Source organism: Acinetobacter sp. 1294596 (genome assembly GCF_000582925.1).
GTDB lineage: Bacteria > Pseudomonadota > Gammaproteobacteria > Pseudomonadales > Moraxellaceae > Acinetobacter > Acinetobacter radioresistens.
Window position 1 is genome coordinate 29,697 of sequence record NZ_JFCC01000023.1, and the last position, 14,501, is coordinate 44,197.

Annotated in this window: 13 protein-coding genes and 1 rRNA gene; 7 read left to right on the forward strand and 7 right to left on the reverse strand. The window is 44.2% G+C overall.

Annotated features, from left to right (window positions below; genetic code table 11):
- Window positions 1–54: 54 nt before the first annotated feature.
- A complete protein-coding gene (locus J502_RS09545) occupies window positions 55–960 on the forward strand; it encodes a LysR substrate-binding domain-containing protein (RefSeq protein ID WP_005017641.1) in 906 nt (301 codons plus the stop codon).
- Here J502_RS09545 and J502_RS09550 read toward each other — a convergent pair.
- Entirely contained in the window at window positions 957–1,700 is a 744-nt protein-coding gene (locus J502_RS09550) for a sulfite exporter TauE/SafE family protein (RefSeq protein WP_034683921.1), read from the reverse strand. The two genes, J502_RS09545 and J502_RS09550, sit on opposite strands and share 4 nt — an antisense overlap.
- A 185-nt stretch (window positions 1,701–1,885) precedes the next feature.
- Between J502_RS09550 and J502_RS09555 the strand changes: the two genes are divergently transcribed.
- Complete coding sequence (locus tag J502_RS09555; protein WP_034683924.1) at window positions 1,886–2,632, forward strand: HAD family hydrolase; 747 nt, start codon at window positions 1,886–1,888, stop codon at window positions 2,630–2,632.
- A 64-nt stretch (window positions 2,633–2,696) separates the two neighbouring features.
- Here the strand turns inward: J502_RS09555 and J502_RS09560 are convergent, their stop codons facing one another.
- Complete coding sequence (locus tag J502_RS09560; RefSeq protein ID WP_034683926.1) at window positions 2,697–4,001, reverse strand: hypothetical protein; 1,305 nt, start codon at window positions 3,999–4,001, stop codon at window positions 2,697–2,699.
- Window positions 4,002–4,075: 74 nt separating this feature from the next.
- On the reverse strand, window positions 4,076–5,761 hold the full coding sequence (gene ilvD / locus J502_RS09565; protein WP_034683928.1) for a dihydroxy-acid dehydratase: 1,686 nt from the start codon (window positions 5,759–5,761) through the stop codon (window positions 4,076–4,078).
- 315 nt (window positions 5,762–6,076) lie between these two features.
- Here ilvD and fmt point away from each other — a divergent pair, with 315 nt between their 5' ends.
- Both fmt and rsmB read left to right on the forward strand, forming a co-directional pair.
- Window positions 6,077–7,039, forward strand: coding sequence for a methionyl-tRNA formyltransferase (gene fmt, locus J502_RS09570; RefSeq protein ID WP_005017623.1), 963 nt, complete (start codon window positions 6,077–6,079; stop codon window positions 7,037–7,039).
- Complete coding sequence (gene rsmB, locus J502_RS09575) at window positions 7,036–8,343, forward strand: 16S rRNA (cytosine(967)-C(5))-methyltransferase RsmB (RefSeq protein ID WP_005017620.1); 1,308 nt, start codon at window positions 7,036–7,038, stop codon at window positions 8,341–8,343. The genes fmt and rsmB overlap by 4 nt, the downstream gene beginning before the upstream one ends.
- A gap of 23 nt (window positions 8,344–8,366) precedes the next feature.
- Here rsmB and zupT read toward each other — a convergent pair whose 3' ends face one another.
- The 3 genes from zupT to J502_RS09585 form a co-directional block, all read right to left on the reverse strand.
- Complete coding sequence (gene zupT, locus J502_RS09580) at window positions 8,367–9,176, reverse strand: zinc transporter ZupT (RefSeq protein WP_005017619.1); 810 nt, start codon at window positions 9,174–9,176, stop codon at window positions 8,367–8,369.
- A gap of 89 nt (window positions 9,177–9,265) precedes the next feature.
- The gene (locus J502_RS16585; RefSeq protein WP_005017618.1) at window positions 9,266–9,394 is read right to left on the reverse strand and encodes a methionine/alanine import family NSS transporter small subunit; all 129 of its coding nucleotides are present in this window, start codon (window positions 9,392–9,394) and stop codon (window positions 9,266–9,268) included.
- Window positions 9,395–9,402: 8 nt separating this feature from the next.
- Entirely contained in the window at window positions 9,403–10,881 is a 1,479-nt protein-coding gene (locus J502_RS09585) for a sodium-dependent transporter (protein WP_005017616.1), read from the reverse strand.
- Between the two features lie 536 nt (window positions 10,882–11,417).
- On the opposite strand from J502_RS09585, the gene J502_RS09590 reads away from it, so the two are divergent.
- From J502_RS09590 to J502_RS09600, 3 genes are all read left to right on the forward strand, one after another.
- On the forward strand, window positions 11,418–12,110 hold the full coding sequence (locus tag J502_RS09590) for a TIGR04219 family outer membrane beta-barrel protein (protein ID WP_005017614.1): 693 nt from the start codon (window positions 11,418–11,420) through the stop codon (window positions 12,108–12,110).
- A gap of 72 nt (window positions 12,111–12,182) precedes the next feature.
- A complete protein-coding gene (locus J502_RS09595) occupies window positions 12,183–13,268 on the forward strand; it encodes a zinc-binding metallopeptidase family protein (RefSeq protein ID WP_034683929.1) in 1,086 nt (361 codons plus the stop codon).
- A 235-nt stretch (window positions 13,269–13,503) separates the two neighbouring features.
- Entirely contained in the window at window positions 13,504–14,049 is a 546-nt protein-coding gene (locus J502_RS09600; protein WP_005017610.1) for a type 1 glutamine amidotransferase domain-containing protein, read from the forward strand.
- Between the two features lie 104 nt (window positions 14,050–14,153).
- Here J502_RS09600 and rrf read toward each other — a convergent pair.
- Window positions 14,154–14,268 (reverse strand): 5S ribosomal RNA (gene rrf, locus J502_RS09605).
- Window positions 14,269–14,501 lie beyond the last annotated feature (233 nt).

A 14,501-nucleotide genomic window follows, 5' to 3' on the forward strand; every position in this document is an offset into this window, starting at 1 on the left:
TTTTTTTATGGGGGTTTTAGTAAGATAGTGGTACTTTCCAAGAACAGCTCAGCCATGCGCCTTGACTTATTTGATCTGCAGCTTTTTTTGAATATTGTAGACAGTGGCAGTCTGACCCGGGGTGCTGAGCGCTCAGCCATTTCCTTGCAGGCAGCCAGTGAACGTATCAAAAAACTGGAGCAGCAGTTTACCGTACAGCTGTTTATCCGGCACTCTTCTGGTGTCAGTCTGACCTTGGCCGGACAAGCCTTTGCCGAACAGGCCACATTGATGATCCAGCAAGGGCGGCATTTACAGCACAGTATGCTACCTTTCTCCAGAAATTTAAGCTGTGAAGTCGCACTCTGGTGCAACTCATCTGCACAAAGTGAGTATCTGCCACAGTTGCTACCCCAGTATCTGGTTGAAAATCCTCAGGTCAGAATCGATCTGAAAGAGGCAGAAAGTAACGATATTATTTATGCATTGGATAAGGGAACGGCGCTCCTGGGCCTGATCTCCAGTTTCTTTCAGGCCCATCAGTTACAGACACTGGAGTTCTCTGATGATCCTTTGGTACTGATCTGCCCCCTAAAGCATGAACTGAGTCATTTTAAAGAATTGGTTCTGGCCGATACGCTCACCCAGCCTTTTGTCGGATTAATGCAGCATCATTCTCTACAGCAGTCAATTGAAACCCAAGCCCAGCTTCTTGGCTGCGCTATCCAGTACCGTTTACGCCTGCCAAATTTTGCAGCCATTGCCCAGGTAGTTGCCAATGGCGTAGGAGTGGCAGTTATGCCTAAACGTGCAGCCATGCGACTAAGTGTTCATTACACCTTCCATCAGATCAAGCTGAATGGTGCTTGGGCCAATCGTAAACTCTTATTAGCCGCACGTAGTTTTGACGAGCTGCCAGTGCCATATCAGCATTTCAGCCAGTTTTTGCTGGCAAAGAAAAGTCAGCTCAGTCTGGGCTAGAGCCAGCCTAACTGGTGTAGCATCATATAACTGCCGAATAAAACCAGACCAATGAAAAACACTTTCCGGAATTTCTGCTCGCTTATCTGATAACGGATTTTAGTACCCAACCACATGCCAATAAGTGCCGGAATCAAGGCAATCATCGATAGAGTATAATCAATAGGTGTATTATCAACCGGGTTTTGATGGAGAAAAATAGCCAGACACAGTGTGGAAACGGTAAAAGCTAACCCCAAGGACTGTACCAGATCATCTTTTTTAAGCTGTAAAGACTGCAAATAAGGGACGACCGGGATTACCACCACTCCAGTTGCTACCGTCAGTGCTCCGCCCAGATATCCTATTGCTGGAGAAAGCCATTTCTCATACGGTGCCAGATTCGGCATATTTTTAGCGCACAGGCCATATAATCCGTAAAGCGCCAACATGGCCCCCAGTAAAATTTCGCTATGAAACACCGTATCAGTTTCACCTAGGGTTGGAAAAATACTCCATATTGTCCCGGTGACTATTCCCACTAACATCGGCCAGAAACGTCGGATCAGTCGTACCACATGGCCTTCGGCAAAAAGCTGCCAAAAGTTGGTGACCATGGAAGGTATAATCAATAAGGTCGCCGCCTGAAATGGACTGATCACCAGACTTAGTAATCCCATTGAAACTGCGGGCAGGCCCAGACCAATAGTTCCCTTGATCATTCCCGCTACTGCAAATACACCTATGACATAACCAAGCATTCAACTCATCCCTTTGGGTAGAGCGATTATTTTAAGTAAAGTCAGTAACTTCCAATATCAGGGTTTTATGGAGCAGGCCTCAACAGAAGATTGAGGCCAAATGATACAAGGGACAGAGCGGAAAAACTGTTTTAGCTGCCCATGTTATACTTCCATGCGCTTGGGCTGACTAAAGAATACGTACCATGTTTAGTAACAAAAAAGTAATCTGTTTTGATCTGGATGGAACATTGATCGATTCAGTTGGTATCTGGAACGATATTGATGCCCACCTGATTAAAAGCTTGAGTGGCCAGAACATCTCACTGTCACAGATTCAACAGCAGCGTGACCAGCAACTGAATCTGTTCAGGACTCATGCTGATCCATACCTGGAATATTGTTGTTTTTTAAAAGACAGTTATGGTTCTGCTTTATCAAAACAGGAAATCAAAACATTACGTTATACCATCTCCCAGCATTTTCTTGATCAGGTAATACGTTTAAAACCGTATGCCGAGCATTTCATAAAGGACTTACAACAGCAGAATTTCCTGCTGGCCCTCGCTACCACAACCAGTATTCATAATATCCAGCGTTATCAGCAGAATAATCCCAACATTTACCAGAACTTAGATTTTAATACCCAGTTTTCCCTCATTCTTACCCGCGAAAATGTTACGCGCATTAAACCGGATCCTGAAGTTTACCTTAAGACCTTGGCACATTTTCAGATTACAGCCAGTGAATGCCTGATTATTGAAGACTCGCTGGTCGGTGTAGAGGCAGCACATGCGGCTGGCATACAGGTCGTGGCCATATATGATGAACATTCCCAGCATGAACAGGATCAAATCCGTCTTAAAGCGGACTATATAGTGCAGGACTATAAAGAATTGTTGGAGGTTCTGAACCAGCAGGCTGTCAGCTCAGTCTGGTCAAAGAAAATATAACTGATATATTACTGCTTGGAACTTACAGCTGTTTTTTTATTCCAGTCGGGTTCAGGTTCTTTGATTAATCCCTCTGCTGATGCTCTGCATCATTTTCAGTTTTATACTTTTCTTCCAATACATTGTTAAAAATACTTTCAATCATCCAGACCCGGTACAGGCTGTTAAAGGTATAGCTCTGCCCATCAATCCGTAATTGCAATACTGGTAAACTAGGTTGGTGCATGTTTTCACAGTGCATATCATTCTTTTCCAGTAATGTCACAACATCCTGTTCACCAAGCTGCTCAATTCCCAGACTATGCTGTAGTTGCATAAAATGCGGTTTATACGACAAATCTTTGCCTTGCGTCCACACTGCTTTGAGTAGAGTGTACATGGTTTCAATACGCTGTTCTTCCGGCACACTATAAAATAATCGTGCCATATTTAAAGTTCCTTCCTGAGTGGGGCGGCAAAATGGCGTAAAAGCAACTTCGGTGCGTTTTGATAGGCGGGTGGCCAGACTCCAGTCAAACCAGTCACGGCCATGGTAACTGAGCGGATAAACCTGCAACTGGATATTATAATAATCTGCCAACTCTTCTTTAATATAAGCCAGCAGTAGCCAGCTAATAGGGTCTTCAAGTGCAATATACAGATCAAGCTCCGGATGCATACTGTGAATATCTGACAGCTCTTCAGCATCACTGAGCAGATGCTCACGCCACTCGATATGATTGATCAGGAAAATCGGATTACCCGTCAGCAGTTTTTGCTGTTTGAGACGGCGGGTTAAACGCAGCAGATCATCAACTGCATGGTATTTTCGTCCACCGAACTCAAAGTAGCTGGACAAGATTGCATTATCTGTAAAGATTCGCTCCGGATAGTCATGCGGCTGTTGATGGCGCTTGGCCATTGCATACAGTGTGCGCAACTTGCCATATTGCTGCTGCCAGAGCATATGAAACACATCCTCAAGCAGATACAGGAAATTACGCCCCTGTAACGGTGTATTACGAAGTATCAGTTCGGCCTGTTGCAAGGCCTCTGCAGTAGGCAGTTCCGGAGTTTCATGAAAGCTAAAACGGTGCTGCTTTGCCAGAATCTGCGCATCATTAACGCAATAGGCCTGCCATTCACTGGCAGTCATGTTATTAGGTGGTTCAGCTGCCCGGCTTGAAATAATAATTTTGAGCGGCTTGATGTCATCACTGAGAATATTGTCGAGCTGGGTCAGCTGCTGTGCAGCCAGATAACTATAGACATCATCCAGCCGCAGATAAATACTCAGCCCCTGATCTGTAGGCAATACCGCCTGCCGGGAAGGTTTTTGATAAAACCAGCTCGATCGGATCGGATCAAACCAACGGCGTAACAGTGACATGTGAGTAGCCTCTAAAAATAAAAAACCCTTGTCTTAATACAAGGGTTTATAACAAGTCAGGACAAAATGTTCAATTACACATCCAGATTTAGATCAGTAACGGCACCCTTGTCTGCGCCTGCTGCCAGTTTAGCAAACTTGGCCAGCGCACCCGAAGTATAATTTGGTTTCGGTTTAACCCAAACGGCTTTACGAGCTGCCATTTCTTCATCTGAAATATGCAGGGTCATCTCACGGGTCTCGGCATTAATCGAAATCCGGTCACCATTTTTGACCAGACCAATCGGTCCACCTTCATAGGCTTCCGGAGTTACATGACCAATTACAAAACCATGACTACCACCCGAGAAGCGGCCATCTGTAATCAGGGCAACTGACTGGCCCAAGCCCTTACCGATAATGGCAGAGGTTGGCTTGAGCATTTCTGGCATACCGGGTCCACCTTTTGGCCCTTCACCACGGATGACCACGACTTCGCCTTCTTGAACTTCGCCATCCAGAATACCGCGCATAGCTCCAATTTCACCTTCAAATACCCGCGCCGGGCCTTCAAAGTAAAGCCCTTCTTTACCGGTAATTTTTGCCACGGCACCCATAGGAGACAAGTTGCCCTTCAACACTACCAGATGTGAATCCTTTTTGATTGGTGCATCAAACGGCATGATAATCTGCTGACCCTCAGGATAATCTTCTACATCAGCCAAGTTTTCAGCCAGAGTTTTACCAGTTACTGTCATGCAAGAACCATCCAGCATGCCACGGTCCAGCATCCGCTTCATCAGGGGCTGGATGCCTCCGATTTTAATCAGTTCCGACATCAGGTATTTACCTGAAGGGCGTACATCAGCAACAACCGGAATATCCTTGCCAATACGTACGAAGTCATCCAGTGTCAGTTCGACACTGGCAGTATGTGCCATCGCAATCAAATGCAATACACCGTTGGTTGAACCGCCCAGAGCAATCAGAACTTTAATTGAGTTTTCAAATGCCGCCTTGGTCATGATATCGCGAGGCTTGATATCCAGACGTAACAGGTTCATTACTGCTTCGCCAGCACGCGCACAGTCGAGCTGTTTGTCACTTGATATAGCTTCTTGCGAAGATGAACCCGGCAAGCTCATGCCAAGCGCCTCAATGGCAGAGGCCATTGAATTTGCGGTATACATTCCACCGCATGATCCTGGACCAGGCAATGCCACTTCTTCGATCTGCTTGACCTGAATTGCACTGATTTCACCTTTGGCATGCTGGCCTACTGCTTCAAAGACCGAAATCATATCGGTGTGACCTTCACCCGGTTGAATCGTACCGCCATAAATAAACAGGCCCGGGCGGTTCAGACGGGCAAGTCCCATAATGCATCCCGGCATATTCTTGTCACAGCCACCAATTGCAATTACGCCATCATAAGCCTGGCAGCCAACAACAGCTTCAATTGAGTCAGCAATAATCTCGCGGGATACCAGTGAGTATTTCATACCTTCAGTACCATTTGAGATACCGTCAGAAATAGTAATGGTATTAAAAATGATTCCTTTACCACCGGCTGTATTCACGCCACTTTCTACTTCACGCGCCAGACCATCAATATGCATATTGCATGGTGTAACATTTGCCCAAGTCGAGGCAATACCAATAAATGGACGGGTAAAATCATCATCATTAAAGCCCACCGCACGCATCATGGAACGTGCCGGCGCATTTTCGATGCCCTCATAAACTGGTGCTGAATGCTCGCGTATATTTTCTTTGCTCATGAAAACTCACTCCGTGGCTTAGGCGATGGCCATAGCTATGATCGCATCATCTGTATTTTTTAATTGTGATCATTCTATAGAAGCCTCTGTATTTCTTAAAGCTGCAAAGGCCTTTATCTCTCGAATAATCCCGAAAACTTGCATGAATAATTTTTTATTTTTATATAAAATAAAATTATCAATAAATAGTTTTAAATAAATTTTTGTTCATGTATAGCAGTCAGTTTGTTCAGGTTACAGCCGGATACGCATCGCTTTTAGGCCTCTAGCCGATTATGCCTTATACTTGAAACAAGTTTATAGCGGATTGCACTTGTGAGAATCATTTTTGCCGGCACCCCTGAATTTGCCGCAGTAGCTTTAAATGCATTATTAAAAACACCTCATGACATTGTGGCGGTTTATACCCAGCCAGACCGCAAGGCAGGTCGCGGCCAGAAATTGACTGCCTCAGCGGTAAAACAGCTGGCACTTGCACATGATCTGCCCGTTTTTCAGCCTCTGCATTTTAAAAGCAGTACTGAAGAAGGGCTGGCCGCACAGCAGCAGCTGGCCGCACTTAATGCAGATGTAATGGTGGTGGCGGCTTATGGTCTAATTTTGCCACAAGCTGTTTTAGATACTCCTAAATATGGCTGCCTGAATATTCACGGTTCGCTGCTGCCACGCTGGCGTGGTGCTGCCCCTATTCAGCGCGCTATCGCTACAGGCGATCAGGTTACTGGTGTCACTATTATGAAAATGGCTGCCGGGCTGGATACAGGCGATATGATGCTTAAAACGCTATGTCCGATTCTGGCCAGTGATACCTCGGCAACCTTGCATGATAAACTCGCAGTACAAGGCGCTGAAGCCATCTGTACAGTGCTCGAATCTGAGCAGACCCTGCAACAGGCACTTGCTGACAGTGAAGTCCAGAATGACAGCTTGGCTGTGTATGCTCATAAGCTGAGCAAGGCTGAAGCAGAAATTGATTGGACTCAGGATGCAGTAGCTCTGGACCGCAATATCCGGGCGTTTAATCCGTGGCCGGTAGCATTTTGTCAACTTGATGACAATATTGCGCTGCGTGTCTGGGAATCACGGCTTTCAGACCAGCCAGATACTGCGGCCCAGCCAGGTGAGATTGTTGCGATCGATAAAAAAGGGGTTCATATAAAGTGCGGTCAGCACACTGTACTTTGCTTGACCAGCCTGCAATGGCCAGGCGGTAAACCGCTGAATGCTGTACAAATTAATCAAACCCAGAAACTGAAGGTTGGGCAAATCCTACAATGAGTTATATTCCCTCTCCCGGTCCAGACCTGAATTTACGTGCACAAGTGGTGCATAGTCTGCTGGCAGTACAACAGGGCCAGTCTCTGTCACTGATCCTGAACCAGCAGCTAAACCAGGTGGCCGACCGTGACCGAGCCTTGTTCCATGAGTTGTTACTAGGTACTTTACGCCAATGGTTCGCCCTCAAGTCACTGGCCCTGCCATTGCTGACCAAGCCCCTGAATAATCCTGTAGTCGAAACCTGCCTGTATTTAGGGTTGTATCAGGTACTTTGCACCCGTATTGCGCCACATGCTGCAATTTCGGAAACGGTCACTGCAACCAAACAGCTGGGCTTTCATCCGCTCAGTGGCGTGGTTAATGCCATTTTAAGACGGGCCACACGGGAAACCGAGCAATTTCAGCACACCCTGAACCAGGCGCATGGTCTGCCAAGCTGGCTGTTTAAACGACTGAATAAAGACTGGCCCGAGCAGATCCAGTCACTCAGCCAGAACCTCAAGCAATCAGCCCCACTGACCCTAAGAGTAAACCAGCGTAAAATCAGTCGTGAAGCCTATCTGGAACAACTGCATAATATACAGATTCAGGCCCATGCCTGCGTTGTATCAGAGGTAGGGATTGTACTGGACCAGAGTATGCCTATACGTGAACTACCAGGTTATGACGAGGGCTGGTTTTCAGTACAGGATGAACATGCCCAGCTAAGTACCAGCCTTTTGCCCAATTTGAATACTAAAACGGTTATTGATGCCTGTGCAGCGCCTGGCGGGAAAACGGCGCATCTTCTAGAAAAGTACCAACCTGCGCTACTGGTTGCATTAGATCAGGACCCACAGCGTTTAAAACGAATTACAGAGAATCTGCAACGGCTTGACCTTGAAGCTGGTCATGTTCAGATTGAAGCAGGCGATGCAACACGCTGGCAGCCTGAACAGCCAGTAGACTGTATTATTTTAGATGCGCCCTGTTCGGCTATTGGGGTTCTGCGCCGGCATCCCGACATCCGGCTGTTGCGTCAGCCCTCAGACATTGCCCAGACTGTCGATCTGCAAAAACGGATTTTGCATCATATGTGGCAACAGCTTAATGTTGGCGGAACTTTGCTTTATATCACCTGCTCGATTTTAAAAGTTGAAAATGAGCAGCAAATGACCCAGTTCTTTATTGAACACAAAGATGCTGTAGAAGACAAGATCCAGGCAGATTGGGGGATTGAGCAGCTCTATGGCCGCCAGCTGCTGCCAGAACCTGGACATGGCGATGGCTTTTATTACTGTAGAATTAAGAAAGTGGCAATTTAAGCCACTTTTTTATTCAGCCACTCTTAACTAATAAATCTGAACAGTACCAGACTTGAAGCCAAAATCGCCATGCCGGATACCAGTCCATATACGGTTTCATGGCCTTGGCTATAACGTTTGGCTGTAGGCAGCAGCTCGTCTAAGGCCAGATAAACCATCACACCACCAATAATTCCAAAGACAATGCCATAAATTGCATCACTCATGAAAGGCTGCAAAATAAAATAGCCAAGTGCTGCACCTACAGGTTCAGCAAGACCGGAAACAAAGCTTGCACCTAAAGCAAGTTTTTTATTCTGAGTGGCTATATAGACGGGTAAAGCAATGGCTACCCCTTCAGGAATATTATGAATAGCAATTGCAACTGCAAGTGGTGCTCCCAAGGTCGGACTTTCCAGTGTGGCAAAAAAAGTTGCCAAACCTTCGGGCAGATTATGGGCAGTAATAGCAAACAGGGTCAGCAGTCCCGTCCGCATCAGCTGCTGCTGATCCAGTCCATGCTCTGTACCTTTTTCTACACTTTCATGCGGGTTAGGAATGAAGTGATCAAGTAGTAATACCAGAATAATACCCAGCAGCAATGAAAAAGTTCCCAAGGCATAACCGGTTTTAGGGTCAAAAGCACCAGAGAAAGAAGCAATAGATTTATTAAGAATTTCAGTAAGCGAAACGTAAACCATCGCACCGGCTGAAAAGGCCAGACCGAATGATAAAAACCGGAAGCTGGGCTGCCTAAAAAACAGGACCAGCGCTCCGCCAATCACTGTGGCCAGTCCGGCCAATAAAGTGACCAGAAAAGCTGTCAGGACTTCTTGCTGCATGAAGTTATCCATGGTTTGTCCCTTAAAAGTAAAAAGTCATTATCTACAAGAGATAATGACTTTTTTTATAGGCTTTCAGTATTGAAGCAATGTATTTTTATTTAGAGTCTATGTTGGTCATTAATATCGATCTCTTCAGGATGTCGCATCAAGTGAAGAATAGATAAAATTAGACCACCCCATAGAAAGACAATGGAAATGACCAGCATAATAATTGCAGATGTATTCATATCACCTCCTAACGCTGACTGAGCTTAGTAAACAGCAATGCGCCTAGCGCACAGAAAATAATACTGCCCCAGCCAAACCAGACCTGAAGGCTTAAGGAGTAATCACCATAGCCTTTTTGCAGTAAGGCATTTAAAGTCAGTGCCAAAGTTGACAGCAGTACCACTGGAGTAACTACAGTTAGTGTAAGTTCCCAAGTACGGCCCAGTTTAACTGTAGAAATCGAGTTGATGTGAATTTCTAGTTCAGTCATCAGTACACGTTTGAACCAGGAAACGATAATAATTGAAACTAAAGCACCCGACACAATTCCAAGGTTATTAATAAAGTGGTCAATAATATCGACCAGCTTGATGGCATTGACACTTGAGAACAGGAAAATAGATACCGCACCTGTACTGAAACCAATCACACTTACAGCTTTCTTGCGGCTCCAGTTTAACTTGTCCTGCATGGCAGCAATTGGCACTTCCAGAATACTGACCATTGAAGTTACACCAGCTACAAACAGTGAACCAAAGAACAGAATACCAAACAGATCAGCCCCGGCTCCCAGACTTGAAATCAGTTTAGGAAATGCAATAAAGGCCAGTCCGATCCCGCCACTTACTACTTCCTGTACGCTAGTACCGGCCGAGTGAGCCATAAAGCCCAGTGCAGCAAATACCCCAATACCAGCTAGAAGCTCAAATGACGAATTGGCAAAACCGACAATAAGACCCGAACCCGTTAAATTGGTTTTTGGCTTTAGATAGGAGGCGTAGGTCACCATAATACCGAAGCCAACAGACAAAGAAAAAAAGATATGACCATAAGCTGCCAGCCAGACCTTATAATCCATCATGGCTTTCCAGTTCGGGGTAAAGAAGGCATTTAAACCATCAGCTGCACCAGGTAAGCGCAATGCCTGAATCACCAGAATAGTAAATAGCACTACCAGTAAAGGCATAAAGATACGGTTAGAAAGCTCAACTCCTTTTTTTACGCCTCCATAGAGAATAGCCAAAACCAGCGCCCAGACACCCACCAGAGGCCAAAAAAGATGGCTAACAAAAGACATATCAAAATTGCTGGCTTCCGAAGTTCTCAGGAAGGTTTTGAAGAAGAAAGCCTCCGGGTCATTCCCCCATATTTGTCCCATAGAGAAAAATATATAACTACCCGCCCAGGTGAGCACTCCAGCATAGTACAAAGCAATAATGATACATACACACACCTGCCACCAGCCCAGTGATTCAGCAGGTTTAAATAGTTTTTTATAAGCCTTAGGCGGTGCACCATTGCTTCGGTGCCCGACGGCATAGTCCAGAAATAGCAGAGGTAATCCTGCTGTTAATAGAGCAATAAGATAGGGAATTAAAAATGCACCACCGCCATTTTCATAGGCAACATAGGGAAAGCGCCAAATATTTCCCAACCCCACGGCTGAACCGATGGCCGCAATAATAAAACCTGATCGCGCGGACCAATTTTCACGAGTATCTGTCATAAAACACCTAAATCTTAGGTTTCTTTTAATGCTGCTTTTTTTTGGGATAATAACGCAAGCAAAAAAAGTATCCTGAATAAATCTTCCTTGTTTGAACTTAGGTCAGCCTTTTGAGCTGTATGTCTAATTCACAAACCTGCAAAGTCAGAAAGACCTGCTTAAAGCCGAATCTGAAGTTTTGCTTTTTTATGAAGAAACAATACCTGTTTTTGTTTTACTTTGCTGTAATTTCTACAGTCACCTTTTAAATCTTTCGTCTATTCATCCTTCACTTGTTTTAATTTCAATTATTTAGAAAAATAATTTATAAAGTACAGTCTTATATAGTCCTAAAAATTATAAAAATCTTATTAAAAATTTTCTGTTTTATCCAATATAACCCAATATTTTTCTCTTGCTGACTCTACATTTAAATATAAGTCATCAAATAAAGTTTGCTATATGATGCGCTCTATTACCCGTAGAAATAGTAAAAAAACACCTTTTTACTGCTCCGGTTTTTTAATTTGCTTTTTCATCATTATAAAAGAGACCTTATGAAGTTTTTTCAATATTCAGGTATTGCATTAATGGTCAGCCTAGCCCAGCTTAGCCATGCAGATATCATTGGTGCAAAAGCCGGTATAGATTACTGGTTCTATGATGGCCAGCTCAACCGCAACCAACAGAACCTTAATGATCAGGACCTTGACCAAAAAGGTAGCCCTCAGCTGTCGCTTTCTATTGAACATCCTGTACCGTTGATACCGAATGCCAAACTTAAATATGTTAATTTAAACAGTCAGACAGAAAATGAGCTTGCCGGTGTACCATTACATGAAGTAGATCTAGATCAGACTGATGCTATTTTATATTACGAGATACTCGACAATATTATCAGTGCTGATGTCGGTGTGGGAGCACGTTTTCTTGATGGTAAAATTTCTTCTGTAGGGCTAAATACCCTCGACATTGATGAGACCTACCCGGTACTTTATGGTCTGGTGCAGGCCAAACTTCCCTTTACTGGTCTAAGTGCTCAGGCAGAAGGTATTTATACTAACGTTAATGATGCCAAAATAACTGATCTACAAGCTGAAATAAAATATAACGTAATTGACAGTCTGCTCGTTGATTTAGGTGCAAAAGTTGGCTACCGTAGTTTGAGTATCGACCTGGATGACTATGAAGATAATGATCTGAAATTCGAGTTCAAAGGTCCATATCTAGGATTAGAAGTACATTTTTAACAAGAACATCCAGACGGCCAGCCAATAAAACTTCATTACTGGTCGTCATCACCTATGCATACTGAGTAAGCAATGAAAATCTTCTATTGCCAACAATGCCAGAACCAAGTTTTCTTTAATAATATCTACTGCGAAAAGTGCCAAGCCGCTCTAGGCTATATTGTCGAAAAGAAAATAATGGGTACTTTCAAGCCAGTTAATGACCAGCTTTGGCAACATGCGGATCCCAAGGATTCCAAGCCAGACTATAAACCCTGTTATAACTACGTTCACCACCAGGTCTGCAACTGGATGATTCCGGTAGATGACCCGAATATGTATTGTCCTTCGTGTCAGTTAACCCATAAGATTCCGGATCTATCCATTCCTGAAAATAAACAGTATTGGGGAGCATTAGAACAGGCCAAACGCAGATTTTTATATCTAACCCAGCAGATGAATATCTTGCCGCGTCCAAAAACAGATGATCATGACCGTTATGGCCTGCGTTTCAATTTCCTGATGCCCCTTCCGCATGAGTCTGTGATGACTGGCCATGCTGATGGTGTGATTACCTTAAATGCTTCAGAAGCGGATGTAGTGCATCGTGAACGGACACGGCTTAACATGGGTGAAAATTATCGCACCCTGCTCGGCCATTTCCGTCACGAAAGCGGCCATTATTATTTTGATCTGCTGACCCATACTTATCCAGAATGGCTGGAAGAATTTCGCCAGCTGTTCGGTGATGAAAGACAGGACTACGCCAAGGCCTTAGAGCATCATTATGAACAGGGTGCACCAGAGAACTGGAGTGAGAGCTATATTAGCCAATATGCCTCTGCACATCCTTGGGAAGATTGGGCGGAAACCTGGGCGCATTACCTACATATGATGGATACGCTCGATACCGCATATCATGCTGGTCTAAGGTTAGAGCCTAACCGTCCATCTGACCCTGCCATGAAGTTTAAAGAATCTCCTATTGGCTCACAGGACTTTGAACAGACCCTAATTAACTGGTTTGCTTTGAGCTATAGCTTAAATGCACTTAATCGCAGTATGGGGCTTGAAGACGCTTATCCGTTTACCTTATCCGATACAGTACTGGATAAACTCCGTTTCATAAATAATGGATTACTCAAAGTAGCATTACAGCCAGAAGTACGGGAAGCCTGAATCATTGAAATTGGACAATGATTATTACTTAAATTAGACAATTTAATGCTGAATAAAACATAGTATTTAAAAAGCCCTGCTTTTAGTAGGGCTTTTTAAATGAGTCGTAAAAATGAATGTAAATAAATTTGAAACTGTATCTGTTTTATACAAAGCTGCTTAAGAACTGCTATAGGGGGTTCTATAAAACTCGACTAATCTAAAGAAATATAAAACCAGTAAGGAGTTCAGGAACATGGCAAAAAAAGCATTAATTATTACTTCAAATGCCGGTGTAGAACATGACGAGCTGATTAAACCGCTTGAATTTTTGAAGAGTAAAGGCATTGAAGCAATTCATGCTGCCGAAAAAAATGAAGAAGTACAGACCATGAAAGGTGATAAAGAACCTGGACCAGCCTACACACCTGACAGTACTTTTGAAAAGGTCGATCCGACCGATTATGACATCCTGATTGTACCAGGCGGTACGGTAAATGCTGATACCCTGCGCATTAACGAACAGGTGCAACAACTCATTCAGCATTTTACAGATAACGGTAAACCGATTGCCATGATCTGTCATGCACCTTGGACATTAATTAATGCCGGGCGAATTGAAGGTAAAACCGTTACTGGTTATCAAAGCCTGGAACTGGACCTGAAAAATGCAGGTGGATTATGGAAAGATGAAGCGGTGGCCTATTGCAAGGCCCATGGGTGGATTTTAATTACTTCACGTAATCCAGGAGACCTGCCTGAATTTAATGAAGCAATTTTAAAAGAACTAGAAGCCGCTTAAACCGGGCTGTCAGCCATTGCCAGTATTGCTATGGCTAACTCTTTTTCTTTTACACCTCACGCATAAAAAAAGCCCCCTCAATGAGGGGGCTTTTTGGAATAATGAGCTGGCGATGACTTACTCTCACATGGGTAACCCCACACTACCATCAGCGCTAAGAGGTTTCACTTCTGAGTTCGGGAAGGGATCAGGTGGTTCACTCTTGCTATGGTCGCCAGCACAACTGTTGATGGACTTGTTCGGGTCTGATTTAACTGCGGTGCAGTATGTGCCGTACTTTGGTCCAAATGAGTTATTAACAGCGGGCAGATCTGGGTCTGAATTGTATGTTCCAGCATTAGGCTGAATCAAGGGATATTGCATATTTATGAATCGATTGATGCTTTGTATACAACTGTTTGGGTGTTGTATAGTCAAGCCTCACGAGCAATTAGTATTGGTCAGCTTCACAT

What these genes read in the sequence shown, in the direction of transcription:
- J502_RS09560 (WP_034683926.1), bottom strand. Translation starts at nt 4,001, where the DNA reads ATGTCACTGTTACGCCGTTGGTTTGATCCGATCCGATCGAGCTGGTTT.
- J502_RS09550 (WP_034683921.1), bottom strand. Translation starts at nt 1,700, where the DNA reads ATGCTTGGTTATGTCATAGGTGTATTTGCAGTAGCGGGAATGATCAAG.
- J502_RS09585 (WP_005017616.1), bottom strand. Translation starts at nt 10,881, where the DNA reads ATGACAGATACTCGTGAAAATTGGTCCGCGCGATCAGGTTTTATTATT.
- ilvD (WP_034683928.1), bottom strand. Translation starts at nt 5,761, where the DNA reads ATGAGCAAAGAAAATATACGCGAGCATTCAGCACCAGTTTATGAGGGC.
- rsmB (WP_005017620.1), top strand. Translation starts at nt 7,036, where the DNA reads ATGAGTTATATTCCCTCTCCCGGTCCAGACCTGAATTTACGTGCACAA.
- J502_RS16585 (WP_005017618.1), bottom strand. Translation starts at nt 9,394, where the DNA reads ATGAATACATCTGCAATTATTATGCTGGTCATTTCCATTGTCTTTCTA.
- J502_RS09590 (WP_005017614.1), top strand. Translation starts at nt 11,418, where the DNA reads ATGAAGTTTTTTCAATATTCAGGTATTGCATTAATGGTCAGCCTAGCC.
- J502_RS09545 (WP_005017641.1), top strand. Translation starts at nt 55, where the DNA reads ATGCGCCTTGACTTATTTGATCTGCAGCTTTTTTTGAATATTGTAGAC.
- J502_RS09600 (WP_005017610.1), top strand. Translation starts at nt 13,504, where the DNA reads ATGGCAAAAAAAGCATTAATTATTACTTCAAATGCCGGTGTAGAACAT.
- J502_RS09595 (WP_034683929.1), top strand. Translation starts at nt 12,183, where the DNA reads ATGAAAATCTTCTATTGCCAACAATGCCAGAACCAAGTTTTCTTTAAT.
- J502_RS09555 (WP_034683924.1), top strand. Translation starts at nt 1,886, where the DNA reads ATGTTTAGTAACAAAAAAGTAATCTGTTTTGATCTGGATGGAACATTG.
- zupT (WP_005017619.1), bottom strand. Translation starts at nt 9,176, where the DNA reads ATGGATAACTTCATGCAGCAAGAAGTCCTGACAGCTTTTCTGGTCACT.